General features: G+C 69.7%; 10 protein-coding genes. 3 read left to right on the forward strand and 7 right to left on the reverse strand.

The window, feature by feature from the left end; translation table 11 throughout:
* Positions 1–565: 565 nt before the first annotated feature.
* The 7 genes from D3869_RS32630 to D3869_RS32660 form a co-directional block, all read right to left on the reverse strand.
* Positions 566–2,011, reverse strand: a complete 1,446-nt coding sequence (locus tag D3869_RS32630; protein WP_137143746.1) for a mannose-1-phosphate guanylyltransferase/mannose-6-phosphate isomerase — start codon at positions 2,009–2,011, stop codon at positions 566–568.
* A 450-nt stretch (positions 2,012–2,461) separates the two neighbouring features.
* Complete coding sequence (locus D3869_RS32635) at positions 2,462–3,682, reverse strand: glycosyltransferase family 4 protein (protein ID WP_247896130.1); 1,221 nt, start codon at positions 3,680–3,682, stop codon at positions 2,462–2,464.
* 31 nt (positions 3,683–3,713) lie between these two features.
* Positions 3,714–4,877, reverse strand: a complete 1,164-nt coding sequence (locus D3869_RS32640; RefSeq protein ID WP_082188333.1) for a glycosyltransferase family 4 protein — start codon at positions 4,875–4,877, stop codon at positions 3,714–3,716.
* A gap of 355 nt (positions 4,878–5,232) precedes the next feature.
* A complete protein-coding gene (locus D3869_RS32645; protein WP_014200348.1) occupies positions 5,233–6,273 on the reverse strand; it encodes a rhamnan synthesis F family protein in 1,041 nt (346 codons plus the stop codon).
* Positions 6,274–6,298: 25 nt separating this feature from the next.
* Positions 6,299–8,128 (reverse strand): class I SAM-dependent methyltransferase, encoded by a 1,830-nt coding sequence (locus tag D3869_RS32650; RefSeq protein ID WP_247896131.1) that lies wholly within the window; start codon positions 8,126–8,128, stop codon positions 6,299–6,301.
* Between the two features lie 117 nt (positions 8,129–8,245).
* The gene (locus D3869_RS32655; protein ID WP_137143747.1) at positions 8,246–9,355 is read right to left on the reverse strand and encodes a hypothetical protein; all 1,110 of its coding nucleotides are present in this window, start codon (positions 9,353–9,355) and stop codon (positions 8,246–8,248) included.
* Between the two features lie 169 nt (positions 9,356–9,524).
* Positions 9,525–10,961, reverse strand: a complete 1,437-nt coding sequence (locus tag D3869_RS32660; RefSeq protein WP_137143748.1) for a DUF2142 domain-containing protein — start codon at positions 10,959–10,961, stop codon at positions 9,525–9,527.
* A gap of 196 nt (positions 10,962–11,157) precedes the next feature.
* Here D3869_RS32660 and D3869_RS32665 point away from each other — a divergent pair, with 196 nt between their 5' ends.
* From D3869_RS32665 to D3869_RS32675, 3 genes are all read left to right on the forward strand, one after another.
* Positions 11,158–12,132: a glycosyltransferase family 2 protein gene (locus D3869_RS32665; RefSeq protein WP_137143749.1), complete on the forward strand. Its 975-nt coding sequence runs from the start codon at positions 11,158–11,160 to the stop codon at positions 12,130–12,132.
* Between the two features lie 145 nt (positions 12,133–12,277).
* The gene (locus D3869_RS32670) at positions 12,278–13,420 is read left to right on the forward strand and encodes a glycosyltransferase family 61 protein (RefSeq protein WP_137143750.1); all 1,143 of its coding nucleotides are present in this window, start codon (positions 12,278–12,280) and stop codon (positions 13,418–13,420) included.
* Complete coding sequence (locus D3869_RS32675) at positions 13,417–15,954, forward strand: glycosyltransferase (RefSeq protein ID WP_247896132.1); 2,538 nt, start codon at positions 13,417–13,419, stop codon at positions 15,952–15,954. Before D3869_RS32670 ends, D3869_RS32675 begins: the two co-directional genes overlap by 4 nt.
* Positions 15,955–15,966: the final 12 nt, after the last annotated feature.

A 15,966-nucleotide genomic window follows, 5' to 3' on the forward strand; every position in this document is an offset into this window, starting at 1 on the left:
GAAAAACAAGCCAATGCACTAATCAGTAACCAATTTTCTTTCCTTCGCTATACTCGAAAAGCGAAAAACATCATGATAAAATTACGGGAAAAGTTATGACAAAAAATTTCTCCGCCGCACTATCGCAAAATAAAGAGATGATCCGGGTTCTTCTTTGCCCAGTTGAGGAGAGGCTCTCAACGAACCAGTTTTGATAAACGGTAGCCGCAAGGCGCTCTGCATGGCCTTGGATGGGAATCCACGCGCCATTGGCATTGTGGCACGCCTTGTGAGCACGCAATCAGCACAATTTGATGGATGACCTATCACCGAATCGCTAAACCAACAATAGTTTTTGTCCGGGTCATGAGCCTCCCCGACACCGGAAAAGCCGATGGGCAACGCCATCCCGACCCGGAGGCCGATCCTTGTGGACGCCAGGAGCCCCTCCGCGACGGGCCCCATCAATCCATCGGTCGCCTAGCGCCGTTGCGCGCTTTGAAAAGAAATGGGCGAAGCAGGAGGGAATTCCTGCTTCGCCCATGTCTCTCTCAGGTTCTTGCGAACCGGGTTTTCTGGCTTGACGTTACTTGCCGGCCACGCGGCCGTAGCCGTCTTCGAAACGCACGATGTCATCTTCGCCGAGGTAGGAACCGGACTGGACCTCGATGAGGTGCAGCGGCACCTTGCCCGGATTCTCCAGCCGGTGCGTCGTCCCCATCGGGATGTAGACGGACTGGTTTTCGAACAGCAGCTCCTGCTTCTCGCCACAGGTGACGAGCGCGGTCCCCTGCACGACGATCCAATGCTCGGCCCGGTGGTGATGCATCTGAAGCGACAGGCGCTCGCCCGGCTTCACGGTGATGCGCTTCACCTGGAAGCGGTCGCCGATGTCGATGCCGCGGTAGCTGCCCCAGGGGCGGTAAACGGTCGTGTGGAGCGCGTGCTCGTCGCGCTTCTCGGCCTTCAGCCGCTCGACGATGAGCTTGACGTCCTGCACATGCTTGCGGTCGGCAACCAGGACCGCGTCGTCGGTGGCGATCACCACCACGTCGTCCAGGCCGGCGACGGCGACGAGCTGTTCCTCGGAGCGGACGTAGCTGTTGCGGGCGTTGTGCAGCACCACGTCGCCATGGACGACATTGCCGCTCTCGTCCTTCTCGGCGATGTCCCACAGGGCCGACCAAGCGCCGACGTCGTTCCAGCCCATGTCGACGGCGACGACGGCGGCCTGGTCGGTCTTCTCCATCACCGCGTAGTCGACGGAATCCGACGGCGAGGCGGCAAAGGCCTCCTTCTCCAGACGGCAGAAGGTGAGGTCGCGCGCTGCGCGCGACCGCGCCTGGCGGCAGGCCTCGACGATCGCCGGGTTGGACTTCTCCAGCTCGGCGACGTAGGCCGCGGCGGAGAACAGGAAGATGCCGCTGTTCCAAAGATAGCGGCCGTCCGCGAGATAGGTCTGGGCCGTCGCCAGGTCGGGCTTCTCGACGAAGCGTTCGACCACGCGGATGTTGTCACCGGTGCCCAGCGGACCGCCCGCCTTGATGTAGCCGTAACCGGTTTCCGGCGCCACGGGCGTGATGCCGAAAGTGACCAGCGAGCCGGCGGCGGCGGCCACGGCGGCCTGTTCCACCGCCTCCAGGAAACGGTCGGAGCGGGCGATGACGTGGTCGGACGGCATGACCAGCATCAGCCGGTCCTCGCCGGACTCCAGAAGGGCCAGGGCGGCGATGCACACCGCCGGCGCGGTGTTGCGGCCGACGGGTTCGAGGATGATCTCCGCCGGGGACACGGACGCGGCGCGCAATTGCTCGGCGACGATGAAGCGGTGCTCCTCGTTGCAGATGACCAGCGGCGCGGCAAAGCGATCGCTCGACACCCGCAGCGCGGTTTCCTGGATCATCGTCTGCTCGCTCGCCAGCGGCAGGAACTGCTTGGGATAGGACGCGCGCGACAGCGGCCAAAGACGGCTTCCCGCTCCCCCCGACAGGATGACCGGCGTGACTGTGCTTGCGGAGGCTTTGCTACCCATCAGATCGTTCCTGATCCCGTTCAGTTCCACGTTTGCGCAGATGTTTACCCGAAACCACGCTGCAGTTCGCCATCATATTGGCTCTCGGCCGGCGCGTGGGAAAGCATGGCGATGGCGTCTCCACTCATTCCCTGGAAGACTTCCGATTGTCCAGCTTCATGCCATGGGGGCGCCGGAACAGACAAGCCCGAAGCCAGGCGAAACACTTTCCCACAATCTCCCTCCTGGTAAAGGACCTGCACCAGAAAAGGAAGCACCGCCGAAAAACGTCACAGCGATCGGAGGAAGCCCCGATTTTCAATCAGGGTTTATGGCGAGACAGGAAAGCCGTGTCAATCCGCTTCTTCAGAGAAGCAATCCCCTCTCCAGCACGAATAAAAAAGCCGTTCATTATCTTGAAAGATAACAAAAATCCTCCGACCGCTTCTTCATTGTTCCATGGATGGCGGTTCAGGACGGAAGATCCAGACGCTCCCGCACGCGGCGCAGCCACGCCTCCGCCGAAAAGTCGGCAAGAATGCGCTCGCGTGCCCTCTCCGCCATGGCCCGCGCCTCGTCCGGATGCCCGCGCAACCGGCGCAGCCAGCGGGCGGCGTCCTGCACATCCGGCTCCGCCCAGAGCTGCTCGGGATGATGATAGGGACCTCCCGGGTCGGCGGCCGGGACCAGCCCATGGGCGACCAGGCCGGCCGTATCCGGCGTCATAAATTCCAGATTTCCCGACCAGCCGGTGGCCACCACCGGAATGCCGGACGCCATGGCCTCGGCCAGCGGAAGCCCGAAGCCCTCGCTGCGGTGAAGGGACAGCAGGACGTTGCAGTCGGCCATCAGCCGGTTCAGCTCGTCCCGGTTCAGGGTGTGGTCGATCAGGTGGATGTTGCTCCGGCCGGCCACCGCCGCGCGCAAGGCGTTCCGCTGGTCGGCATAGGCCTCCGTATGGTGGGTCTTCACCACCAGCCGAACGCCGGGATCGTCGCCGAAGGCCTCCAGGAAGGCGCGGATGGCCGCCAGCGGATTCTTGCGCACGAAGCCGGAGCCCATGTTGAACAGCGTCAGGACGGTGAAGGGACGCCCTTCGGCTGCCGGCGGCCGTCCGGACGGGGCCGGCGCCGCGATGGGATGCGGAACGACGGTCACCGGCAGACACGGCGCGGCGCGGCGGAAAGCCTCGGCGTTGAAGGCGCTCGGCACCCAGACCTCGTGCATGAAGCGGCAGGCCGCGCGCCAGGCCGGCGGCAGGTCGGGGAGCTCCCACGCGCAGTAGCCGATGATCTTCTTGCCGGACACCAGATCCCGGCCGAGGGTGGCCAGGGCGACCGGAACCAGCGGAGCGTTCATGTGCAGGATCAGGGTCCCCGGCCCCGTCCAGTCGCGGGCATCCTGGAAGGCCACGGGCCCTTGCGGGTCGCCGCCCAGAAACCAGCGGCCGATGTCGATGCCGCCCACCGTGGCCCCGGCGGCCTGCAGCTCGTGCAGGCAATGCCGCGCGCCCGCGCCGATGCCGCTTGCCGTGTCGATGGGCCCCACCACGATGAAGGGGGCCGCCGCACGGCTTTCGGCGACCGGGCCGGTTGCGGGGCGGGCCGCCAGCAGCGCCGCCGCCTTGTGCAGCAGGGAACGGCGCAGCCCCGGCGGGATCAACCGCCAAGCGGTGTGGGCAAGAGTTCGCATGGGTCCGTGTTCCAGGGCGCTCCGCGGGGAGCTAGACGCGCTGCCGTTCCGCGCTGAGGCGGGTGATGAGACGGGACACCTCCGCTGCGGCTTCGGTCCAGACGGAAGCGGAATGCCGGACCCCGCCCCGGGCGCAGCGCTCATAAAGGGCGCCGTCCTCGATCATGCGCCGGATCGAGGCGGCCAGACAGTCCGCCGTGACCTGGCTGGCGACCAGCCCGGTCTCTCCGTCGATCACCTGCTCGACAAGACCGCCCACCGGCGTGACCACCACCGGAACGCCGCAGGACTGGGCCATGGCGATGACGCCCGACTGGCTGGCCTCCCGGTACGGCAGGACCACCAGATCGGCTTTGCCCATGATGGCCGGGATCTCGTTCTCCGGGATGTAGCGGTTGTCGAGCGTGATGTTGGGAAGCGCCGCGATGCGGTCCGCGTAAGGCGCGGCATTGCCGCTGCCGTGGATCGACAGGGTGATGTCGGGAAAGTCGCGGAGAAGCGCCGCGAAGGCATCCAGCAGGAGGTCAACCCCCTTGTATTCGAGGATCCGGCCGAAAAACACCAGGCGCCGCGGCGGACGCCCGTCGAGCGGCAGGGGGTGCAGCCGTTCGTTCAGGAGCGGCCCGAGCGGCGCGGTGATGACCGCATCCTCCCGCAGGACATGGCGGGCGCAGAGAACGGTGCGGACATGACGGCTCAGCGTCACCACGCCGTCGGAACGGCCGATCTCATGGTCCAGCCATCGCTGATAGGGTTTGAACTGCTCCCCCGGATGCAGCTTCGCGTCATGGACGGTGACCACATAGGGCAGGTTGCGGCTGCGGATCAGGTCGAGGAAGAGGGGGTTCCACAGATGCGCCATGGTGCACAGGACCGCATCCACCCCCTGCTCGTCCAGGAAGCGGGCGAAGGCGCGCCGCAGCCGCGGCAACCGCATCACGGACCGCATGGCGCTGCCGATGTCCGTGTAGGTGTCGATGTCCAGCGACGAGATTCCCAACTCCAGGAAGCGGTCGTACAGATCCGATTGCCGCGACAAGGACAGGCACAGATCGAACTCGCCCTGCCGCTGAAGCGCACGCGCCATCTCGTAACAGTACTGCGCTCCCCCGCCGCGTCGTCCCCAATACCAGATCAACAGTTTCCGTCGGCGCCCGGCCGCTGCGGAAAGCGAAGAAGAGGCGGCTTCGCACATCAAGTGATCACGCAGGGGCTGGGGGACAAATGGCCAAGGGCGTCGCGGGCGATCGTCATCAGGCTCGCTGAGCGCAATTCGTGCCGGTTGGGGGAAAACGATATATCATCGCCTTTCCGTCGCGTCCAGCAGCCTTCGGGTCGCGGGTATCCGCGGCCATCGGTTGGTCCTGAAACCAAGTCCGCCGCGACATCGGACCCGCATTGGTGGAAAAGGCCCATCCCCCGGCAACGCGGCTCGTCCCCGAAGGTTGAAGCGCGAAGCGGCCCGCGCCCGCCCGCGACATTGAGCCACGGGCAAGCCGCCAGCGAACCACGGACAGCGCGCCCCTCCGTCGCCCGCCCTGTTCCGGCGCTCAAACGCTGCGGTTCTTCAACGACAGCTCCAGATGGCGCAGAATCAGGTCGGTGTCGTAGTCGGTGGACTGCCTCACCACGCGTTCCCAATAGTTCAGGAGCGGAATGCGCGCCGGGTTCTTTTGCAGCAGATCGCGCTTCAGGAACGGAAAATCCATCTGGGAGATCAGATAGTCCCAGAAGAAATGCGTGCCGTTCAACGGCACTCCGGCGTTGACCGTGCGGAAGACCTGCTGGATGAAGGTCTTGCGCACCGGGTCCAGGCCATCGCCGGCGACGTTGCGCTCCACCACCGCCTCGATCAGCGCGGAGGCCGCCTGCCGGTAGGGGAAGGCCGCACGGCAGCGCAGGCCGGCGCGGCGCAGGGCGCGGGTCAGGCCGACCTCGTACCGGCGCACGACCCAGGTCTTGGACTGGACGTAGCGCAGCTTCGTCCAGAAGGCCGTGAAGGCCGGAGAGGCCAGGGCCGCCCGATGGAAGACCAGGAAATAGCTCTGCAGATGGAAGGAGAATTCCCAGCTGTCGGACGCCCCCCAGACGTCGGCCCCTTGCGGGTCCATCCGGTCCAGGACGCCCGCCAGATGGTACAGCGGGCCATAGACGCTGTCGTTGGCGAGCAGGAGCGTGTCCACCGCCGCCAGCTCGGGAATGGCGGCGATGCCCTCCTTGTAGGCGCCGAAGTCATAGCCGACGTTGTCGCGCCGGATGACCAGGGCGCACAGGTCGCGCAACGTGTCCGACTGCGCCAGCCGGGGCGCGTTGCTGGTGAACACGATGGCGAAGCCGAGATCGTGGAGCTGGCGCAGATAGTGCTCGACGAAATCGTGGACGACGCCCTGGCGGTCGTAATGCACGAAGACGGCGACGCGCTTGGCCCCGGCAAGGGACTGCGCGCCCTCCCAGCGCTCCTGCACGTAGCTCTCGCGGCGAAGGAACGAGGCCCAGTAGGACAGATAGGCGCCCCCCAGCTTCAGCTGCGCGAGGCTCCACGCCAACGCGATGCGCAGCCGCTGAACGAGACGGTACATAATGCCGATCATCAAAATGGCATGTCCTTGCTCACGGTCAAACCGGCAGACGCTGGGTGCGGACCAACAGCTCGGTGCGAGCCCGCAGGTCGAGCGGCACGGACGGCAGGCCGGCGGCTGGCTTCAGAAGGCCGCGCAGCGCCTCGCCGGCCTCCTGGCGGAGGCCCGCGTTGGCCAGGGACTGGCCCTGATGGTACAGCGCCGGCCACAGCAGCGACTGGACGACCGGCGCGGTCTCGCGGTCGGGCAGATCCAGACAGGCCTGATGGGCGCGTCCGAAGAGGGCCGCGGCCGCGCGCGGCGCCTTGCGGTGGTTGAGCGTCAGGATGCCGAGCGCGAAGGCCAGGGAGGCGAGCCCCTCGCCACCGGACGGCAGGGCGGCCTCGACCGGCCCGGCGAGCCTGTCGGCCGCCGCGTACTGGCCGAGATTGACGAGATCCACGAAGATCTTGCGCTGCGCGTCCTCGAGGATGCGGGCGGGCACGCGCTCGCCGAGCAGCGGACTCGGCGTGTTGGCGAGCTGGCGGATGTCCTCCGCCGCCTTTGCCGGCTCGCTCCACACCCGCAGATGGCTGACGTAGCAACGGGCGCGCCACATCAGTTCCTCGCTCTCTTCGTCGTCGGCGCCGATGATGTGCAGGGTCGCGCGCATCCGCTCGCCGGCGAGGGTGGCCGCCTGGAACCAGGATTGGGCGATGTCGCGGCGCCCGTCGGCCAGCCAGGCGAGGATGCCGCTGAAATACAGGACGCTGCCCAGGCAGAAGGGATAGCGCTCGTGGTAGGCCTCGATGCTCGCCGGCAGCGGGGCCTCGGACAGGGCGGCGTGAAGGGCGGCCGGATCGCTCAGGTCGATGTTCCAGCGCTGCCGGATCACCGCGGCCACCTGGGCCTGGGCGGCGCGCGCGGCCTCGAACTGGCCGGCGTTGGTCAGCTCCTTCAGAAGCCGGTAGCGGTAGCCGACGCCAAGCGGGCTGACCGGGTCCGTCGTGCCGATGCGCGTGCGCAGATAGTCGTGGTAGGAGCGCCGGTCGAAGGGCCGGGCGAGGTCGGCCCGCAGCTCGTCCCCGACGGAGGCCGCCACGCGCAGCGTGTGGCCGCGGTCGATGACCGAGACGCTCTTGAACCCGACGCGCCGCAGCAGGGCCTCCATGCCCTTGGGGCTGTAGAGCGCGTAATGGTAGCCGGGGCAGAGCAGCGACAGCAGCGTGCCCGGCTGGGTCTCGGGCCGGATGCCGCTGGCGCTCGGCGTGGTCAGCAGGAGCGTGCCGTTGGCGGTCAGAGAGTCGCGCAGGATGACCAGCAGCTTTTCCGGTTCGAAGACGTGCTCGATCACCTCGGCGCACAGGGCGAGGTCGAAGGGCTCCGACCCGGCGTCCGCCGCCGAGTTCAGATAGATGTGCTGGATGTCCACGCCGAGCGCCTCGCGCCCGAAGCGCGCGCTGTAGCCCGGATCGAAGCCGCGGGCATCCCAGCCGAACGCCACGCGGGCATAGTCCAGCAGGAAGCCGAAGCCGCAGCCGATCTCGATGTAGCGCCGGATACCGGACGGATCGACCGCCGCCAGCAGCTCGGCCATCACGTCGATGCCGGCGTTCTGCTCCAGATAGACATCCACCAGCGGATCGAGGACCGCCTCGTAGGGCGGCTGCCCCATGGTCGGGTGGAAGGCCGTGCCGCAGGCCGCGCAGGTCACCAGCGGCTGTTCGGGGTGCGGCGGCCAGGGCGAGCGCACCGCCAGGCGCACCGGCTTGGCGCCGGCGTCCCCGCAGGCCGGGCAGGTGGCCTCCAGGTGGCGATCACCAGCTTCCCAGGCGATCGTCTGGGTCCAATTGATGATCTCGGCGCCACCCATGGCGATCTTTTCCATTCCTATCCCCGGTCTCGATCCAACACACTCGTTGTCTTTAACAGCCCGGTCCGACGGCAACAAGGGCGGGGGCCTTGCCCGGAGCGCCATGTCGCCATTGCCGCAGGGCCGTCTTCCTCACCCGCGCTGCGGATAATGGCGGGCGCGCTCCTCCGAACGGTCCTGGTCGGTCGGCCAGGCCACCGCCCCGTCCGGCAGATCCCGCACCTTGCGGGCCAGCACGAAGGCGCCGCCGAAGGCGGAAACCAGCGGCATCAGCGCCTGCGCCGGCTGGCGATGGTCCGGATAGATGCGGGCGCGGCTGGACAGCCCGGCGGCCAGCACCTCGAACCCCGTGGCCGGTCCGAACAGCACCTTCAGCCCTTCGTCGCTGAAACGCCAGAAGTCGTTCGGCTCCTCGTGCAGCGGCCAGGTCTGGTGGGTCAGGTGGTAGGTCAGGCCGCCGACCCGGAGCGCGCGGTTCACCCCGTAGGCGAACAGCCACGGCTGGGCCAGATGCTCCATCACCGACAGGGAGAAGACCGCCCCGGCGGCGTCCCGGCCGATCAGCGCGTCGATGTAATGGGCGTCGCCCACCACGTCGACGTTGGGGGCGGCGTGGATGTCGATGCCGATGTAGCGCTCCGCCCCCGCGAAGGCGGCGCGCAGCGGGCTCATCTGCGAACTGACCACCCGGGCGCCGACCTCCGCCACGACCAGGGCGCGTTCGTTCACCTCGCGCTGGAAGGCGGCGTAGGCCTCCTCCGCCGGGCCTTGCTCGGGGTGGGGGTCCCGCCAGGCGCTGCCGTCGGTCAGGCAGAAGGGGGTGCGGAGCGACGACGACGATCGCGGCAGCTCGATCGTCTCGACGAAGCGGTCGTCGGCGGTGACCACCTCGAAGGTCAGCGGCGTCCCGGCCCGCCAGGGGAGATAGAGCTTGAAGCCGCTCTCCCCGCTGTTGGGAAAGTCCGCGTAATGGGACAGGACGTCCGGGCGCGGCGCGAAGCTGGCGATCTCGTAGGCGTCCTCCCCGGCGGCGACGCGCAGGCGGAGAATCCGCTTGTCGTAGGCGTGTATCCAGCCCTCCAGATAGGCCCCGTCGCGGTCGCACCAGAAGACCTCGATGGCGTGGACAAACGGCTTGCGCGCCGGGGCCCGCCCTGTCGCGGCCTTCGCGAGGCCGGCCCTGGACAGGGCCCCGCGGATGGTCCTGGCCGCGAGACGGAGAGAAGAAGGGCGCTGTTCCATGCCACCGTCCTGATGTCCATGCAGGCAGACGCGGCCCGCGAGCGAAGGGGAAAGGCCGCAACAGATAGGCGTGGCACTCACGCCCTGTCAATTCGCCCGCCCCGTCGGGACGGCGGGGCGAGCGGCGCTGGAGCGGACGCCGGCCCGGGTTCCGTCAGCCTGGGCTCCCTCAGCCGGCGGGAACCCACAGGGCGCTCCAAGCGGTCAGCACATGCACCAGGACCGCCCCGCTCAGCGCCAGGGCGGCCGCGAAGAGGACGAGGCGCAGGCCGCGGCGAAGCCCGGCGGGCGTCCATGGCCCGGCCGCCGCGGCCAGAGCCAGGACGACCAGGAGCTGGGCGGGCAGGAAGTAGCGGCCCTGCACCCCCTCGACCGTCGTCGACCCCACCGTGGTGTAGCCGATCCAGAAGGCCGTCATGATCAGCAGGACGTAGCCCGGCGCCGGCAGCAGGTAGCCCACCGCAACCACCGGATCGCGGCGCCGGGCGCCGTCGCACAGCGCCAGAAGGGGCAGGACGAACAGCGCCGGCAGAATCCAGCGGTCGGGGGCGTAGCCGCTCCAGGGCGACGGGTGTCCGCCGTAGCGCCCGTAGCTGTCCCGCCACCACGTCAGGCCCCATTCCCACGCGTTGACGGCGAACAGCTCCAGCGTTCCCAGCGGATCGGCCCGCAGCCGGGCGAGCTGCGCCGCCGGGTCGGCGCCGGTCCCCCAATAGGGGCCCGGAACGAAGGGATAGGCCATGTTCCACAGCAGGGCGATGCCCAGGGCGACGCCCAGGCACAGGGCGGCCAGACCGATCCGGAACCGGGTGCTGCCTCCCGCCACCGCGGCGGGCAGGTAGAGGACGACCCCGGCGAAGGGCGCCATGGTGAGCTTCAGCAGGCCGAGCGCCGCCGACAGCGCGACCAGCCCGGCCATGTCCCAGGGACCGAGCGGCGTGCCTCGCTCGCGGTAGCCCCAGACCAGCGCCAGCATCAGGGCGGGAAGCATCAGGTTCAGCGGATCGGCGCTCAGCGAGCAGGCGCTCTGCAGCGCCCCCGGGGACAGCGCCAGGGCGAGGAACACCAGCCGCCCGCCGGGCAACGCCCGCAGGATGGCCAGGATCATCAGGCCGTAGACGGCGAAGTTGCCGATCCGTCCGGCGTGCGCCTGCTCGAGCGGACCCAGCCCCCAGGCGCGCGCCGCGGCGACAAAGGCGGCCTGGGGCATGTAGGCGAGCGGCGAGAAGCTGGCCGAACTCGGGAAGGGCACCACCCGGTCGGCCGGAGGCTTGCCGGCCAGATGGTCCGACAGGGCGCGCGCCTGGGCGGCGTCCACCGGCTCATGCTTCTGGATCAGCACGAAGTAATGGATCATGTGCAGGTAGCCGGCCTCGTCGATCGGCCCGCCCCAGGAGTTCGGCCCCAGCGTGTCCGCCAGGAAGCGGCCCTGCGCGATCTGCAGCACCCGCTGCCAGTGGAACGGTTCGTCCGGCCCGGCGTAGGGCGGCGTCTTGACCAGAAGGAACACGCCGAACAGCAGGAAGAAGAGGATGGATGGAACGGCGATCAGAAGCGGCTCGAACCGGAAGGCCGCGCGCAGGCGGACGGGCACGGAACGGCTCATCGACTCTTTCAACATCCACACCGGCTCGACAGCGACAGGGGAATCCGAACGGAAGACGCGGCCCCGGTCCGGGCCGCGGCGGTAACAGACCATATTCCGCCGGTGCTGGAAACGCCGAACCTTCCCCCCGCGCGCCGGGGCGTGCCATGGTGCCGCTCCCCGCCTCGCCCGCATCCCCCACCTGTTTCCCCCGCCGATGCCGCCCGCCGACCGACCCAGCCTCCGCATCGTCACCGTGAACTGGAACGCGGGCGACCTGTTGCGCCAGTGCGTCGCCTCCATTCCCGCGGCGCTGACCGGCGCCTTCGCGCTGGAACTCATGACAGTCGTCGACAACGCCTCCACCGACGGTTCGGCGGACGGGCTAACGGCGGACGGCGTTCCGCTCGCCGTGCTGCGCAACCCGTCCAACCGGGGGTTCGCCGCCGCCTGCAACCAGGGGGCCGCCGGGTCGCGGGCCGACTGGCTGCTGTTCCTCAACCCGGACACCCGGCTGTCGGAGCGGTCGCTGGCGCCGGCCTTCGCCTTCCTGGCGGAGCCCGCGCAGGAGCGCGTCGGCGTCCTCGGCGTCCGGCTGGTGGACGGGACGGGGCGAACCCAGCGCTGCTGCGCGCGCGCGCCGACGCCGGGCCGCATCCTGGCCCAGGCGGTGGGGCTGGACCGGCTCTGGCCCGGGCTGTTCCCGCCGCATTTCATGACGGAGTGGGACCACGCCGACAGCCGGCCGGTCGATCAGGTCATGGGGGCCTTTCTGCTGATCCGCCGATCGCTGTTCGAGGAGCTGGGCGGCTTCGACGAACGCTTCTTCGTCTATTATGACGACGTGGACCTGTGCCTGCGCGCCCGCAGGGCCGGCTGGGCGGTCGTGCATTTCGCCGGAGCGGAAGCCTATCACCGCGGCGGCGGCACCAGCGACCAAGTGCGCGACCTGCGGCTGTTCTACGGGCTGCGCAGCCGGATCCTGTTCGCCGCCAAGCATTTCCCGCCCGCCGGCGCCGCCCTGGCCACGGCGGCCACGCTGGGGTTGGAGCCGCTGGTGCGGTTGGCCCACGCGCTGCTGGCCCGCTCGCCGGCGGACGCCCGCGCCGTTCTGCGCGGCAGCGCGATGCTCTGGCGTGCCCTGCCGCGCCTGCTGGCCCGCAAGCCCGCCGGAGGCGGAGCGGCGGAGTGACCCGGCACCCTTCCGCTCATCGCCTCACCTTCCGCTCATCCCTTTGTCCCACAACTCTTTGTCCCACAACCGCCTTGCGGCTATAGTCGCCACGGCGCCGGCTGGCCGGGCTTCGCCGATCCGGACACGCTGACTGGACCTTTGCATGCCGTCCACCCCGATCCCGCCCATCACAACGGAACTGCCGGCCGGCGCGGATCTTCTGACTCTCCTGTCGCCCGCCTTCGAGGCGCCGCCCCCGTCCATCCGCCACAGGGAACGGGTGCCCCCCGACGTCCTGCGCACCATGGAGGCCACCTGGGCGCCGGGCCGCTTCGAGGAGCGCCAAGTGAGCGTGCTGCGGCTGCGCGACGTCTGGGTCGCCAAGGAAGGGCTGGTCTTCGACCGCGACGGCGCGCTCTATCACAGGACCGTCACCCAGCACGGCGCGGCGGAGGTGGCCGTGGCGCAGGCCGCCGTCCGGGAGGCCATCGCGCGGGGCGGCGCCACGCCCGACCGCGACGGCCCGGTCGTGCTGTGCAAGAAGCGCGGCGTCGGCAACTACGGACATTGGCTGATGGAGATGCTGCCCAGGGCGCACCTCGTCCACCGCCATCGTCCCGACCTTGGGGCGCGCGTCCTGGTGGCCGACGTGCCCGGCCAGCTGCGCGCCTCCATGGCGGCGTCGCTCGCCCTTCTCGGCATCGACCCGGCCCACGCCGTGGTGGCCGGCGACGCCCCCCGGGCCTTCGGCGAGCTGCTGCTGGTCGAGGGGCTGACCGATCACGGGGCCTACATGTCCCCCCTGGTCATGGAGTGCGTGGAGGCCCTCGCCGCGGCCGTTCCCCCCCAGTCGCCCCGCCCCCTGCTGGTCAGCCGCCAGAGCGTCGGCTTCCGCCGTCTGGTCGATGAGGACGCGCTGCTGATGCACGCCATGGCGGCGGGCGGCGTTCCGGTGGAACCGGCCCTTCTGCCCTTGGCCGACCAGATCGCTTTGTTCAAGGGGGCGTCGCGGATCGCCGGGGTCATGGGGGCGGCCTTGACCAACATCGCCTTCGCCGCACCGGGGACCCGCGTCACCGCCCTGGCCCCGGCCGGCATGCCGGACACCTTCTTCTGGTTCATCGCCACGTTGCGCGGCCTGGACTACACGGAAATCCGCTGCACCCCGAGCGGCCCGGTGCGGGGCAACATGCCCTGGGACACCGATCTGCTCCTGGACCCGGAGGACGCGGCGGAGGTCCTTGGGCTCGAAAGCCGCGAGTTCCCGCTCCCCGACGCGACACCCGTTTCCGGATGCGTTCCATGACCGACACGGCCTCCAGCTTCACCATCGGCATCGACAGGGTGACCGTCGGCACCGAGCTGCGGGTCGAGGGCTGGGCCTTCCACCACCGCCACGGCCCCTGCCTCGTCGCGGCCTCCGTCGACGGCGCGCCGCCCTCTCCCGCCGACCGGCTGCTGATGGGGATCGGCCGTCACGACGTGGGCCTCGCCCTGAGGATGCCGCAGGCCGACCGCTCCGGCTTCGAGCTGGTGGCCGCCCTGCCCTCGGGCGCCACGTCGGTGACCCTGCATCTGGCCGCCGGAACCCCCGGCGCCGGCGAGGAAGGGGCCAGCCTGCCGCTGCTGGTGCGCGAAGGCCCGTCGCTGCGCGGCTGGCAACCGGCCATGGGCAGCGGCATCGCGGTGATGGAGCACCGTTTCCTGACCGAGCGCGGGGTGTCCTTCGCCACCGCCCTCCCCCCGGCGCTGGGCCGAGCGGGCGCGGCGCTCGGCCTGTTCGCCACGCCACGGCACGCCGGGATGCCCCACGCCGCCGCGCCGCTCGCCGCGCCCGTCTCCATCGTGGTTCCGGTCTATGGCGGCAAGACGTTCCTGACCCCGCTGCTCCACAGCCTGCTCGACACGGTCGAATCCCGGCACCCCATCGTCTTCGTGGACGACGGCAACCCCGACCGCAGCGTCTCCGCCTTCCTGGTGGCGCTCGGCGTGTCGCTGGACAACGTCACGGTCGTCGCCAAGCCGCGCAACGAGGGCTATCCCCGCGCCGTCGCCGACGGGCTGGAGGTGGCGACCCGGTTGAACCCCGACGGGCACGTCGTCCTGCTGAACACCGACGTCGAGCTGCCGGCGGGCTGGCTGGAGCGGCTGGTCGGCCCGATCGAGCGCATGCCGCGGGTCGCCAGCACCACGCCGCTGACCAACGCCGGCACGATCTGCGGCTTTCCCACCATGCCGGAGGACAACGCCCCCTTCCTCGGCGCCACGGTCGGGGAGATCGACGCGGCCTTCGCGTCGCTGGCGGAGCTGCCGCCGGTGGAGGTGCCGACCGGCGTGGGCTTCTGCATGGCGCTGAACCGCAAGGCCCTGCGCGCCGCCGGCTTCTTCGACCTGGACGCCTTCGGACGCGGCTACGGCGAGGAGGTGGACTGGTGCCGGCGCGCCGAACGGCACGGCTTCGTCAACGTCGCCGTGCCCAACCTCTACGTCCACCACCGCCACGGCGGCAGCTTCCCCGGCGAGGAGAGGCAACGCCTGATCGCCGCCTCCGGCGCGGTCATCCGGCAGCGCTATCCGGAGTTCGACGCGGAGGTCCAGGACTTCATCCGCGCCGATCCGCTGCGCCCCATCCGCGCCGCCGCCGCGGTGGTCGCCCTGGGCCGGCTCGGCCGCAAACGGACCGTTCTGCTGTTCGACCATGCGGGCGGCGGCGGAACCGCCACCTTCCGCGCCGCGGAGATCGCGCGCCTTCAGGCGGCGGGCCATGCCGTCCTGCTGGTGCGCCCGGCCGGCCGGCCGATGCCCGGCATGCCGGCTGGCGCGCTCGACCTGGAACTGCGGCTTCGCGACCCGGCGCAGGAAGAACCGTCGGAGGAAGGGCTGAGCTTCCGCTGGCCGGCCAACGACCTGTCCGACCTCGCGGCCCTGGCCGGCGCGCTGCCGCTGGCCGGGATCACGGTCAGTTCCCTGGTCGGCTACGCCGACCCGGCGGCGGTGATGGCCTTCATCCGGGATCTGCGCGCCGCGCGGGGCGTGCCGCTGCGCCTTCTCCACCACGATTATTTCCCGGTGTGCCCGTCGCTCAACCTGATCGACGCGCAGGACCGGTTCTGCGGCGTCCCGGAACTGGAGCGCTGCCGCGCCTGCCTGCCGGCCAACCCGCACCGCCACGGGCCGGTGGGGACGGTGACGCCGGACCCCGCTTTCGATCTGGCGGGACACCGCCGCCTGTGGCAGGCCTTCTTCGACCTCGCCGACCGCCACGTCTTCTTCTCGCGGAGCGCGCTCGCCACCATGCGGCGGGCCTTCTCGCTCGAGGACGGACGGCTGAGGATCATCCCGCATCTGGCCGGTCACGTGACGGTGACCCCGCTGCCGCCCCCGTCCCCTCCGCCGGCCGGATCCGATCCGGCGGCGCGGGTGGCGATCGTCGGCGGCATCGGGGTGGCCAAGGGGTCCAACATCGTCGAGGCGATGGTCCGCCTGGCCGAGGCGCACCGGCTTCCTCTCGTCTTCGAGCTGTTCGGCAACATCGACCGCCCGATCCCCTCCGCCCATTTCCACGACAACGGCCCCTACGAGCCGGACCAGCTGCCGCGCCTGCTGGCCGGGCGGGGGTGCCGGGCCGTCTTCCTGCCCTCGATCTGGCCGGAAACCCATTGCTACGTGCTGGACGAGGTGGTCGGGCTGGGGCTGCCGGTGGGCGTCTTCGGTGTCGGCGCGCCCGCCGAACGGCTGCGCCACTGGCCGAACGGCTTCGTCGTCCCGACGGTCACGGCGGAGGCGGCGCTGTCGGCCCTGCTTCAGGTGACGGGGCGGGCTGCGCCTCCCGCACCCTGACGCCGCTGCCGG

The sequence above is a fragment of the Azospirillum brasilense genome (assembly GCF_005222205.1).
Lineage (GTDB): Bacteria > Pseudomonadota > Alphaproteobacteria > Azospirillales > Azospirillaceae > Azospirillum > Azospirillum brasilense_G.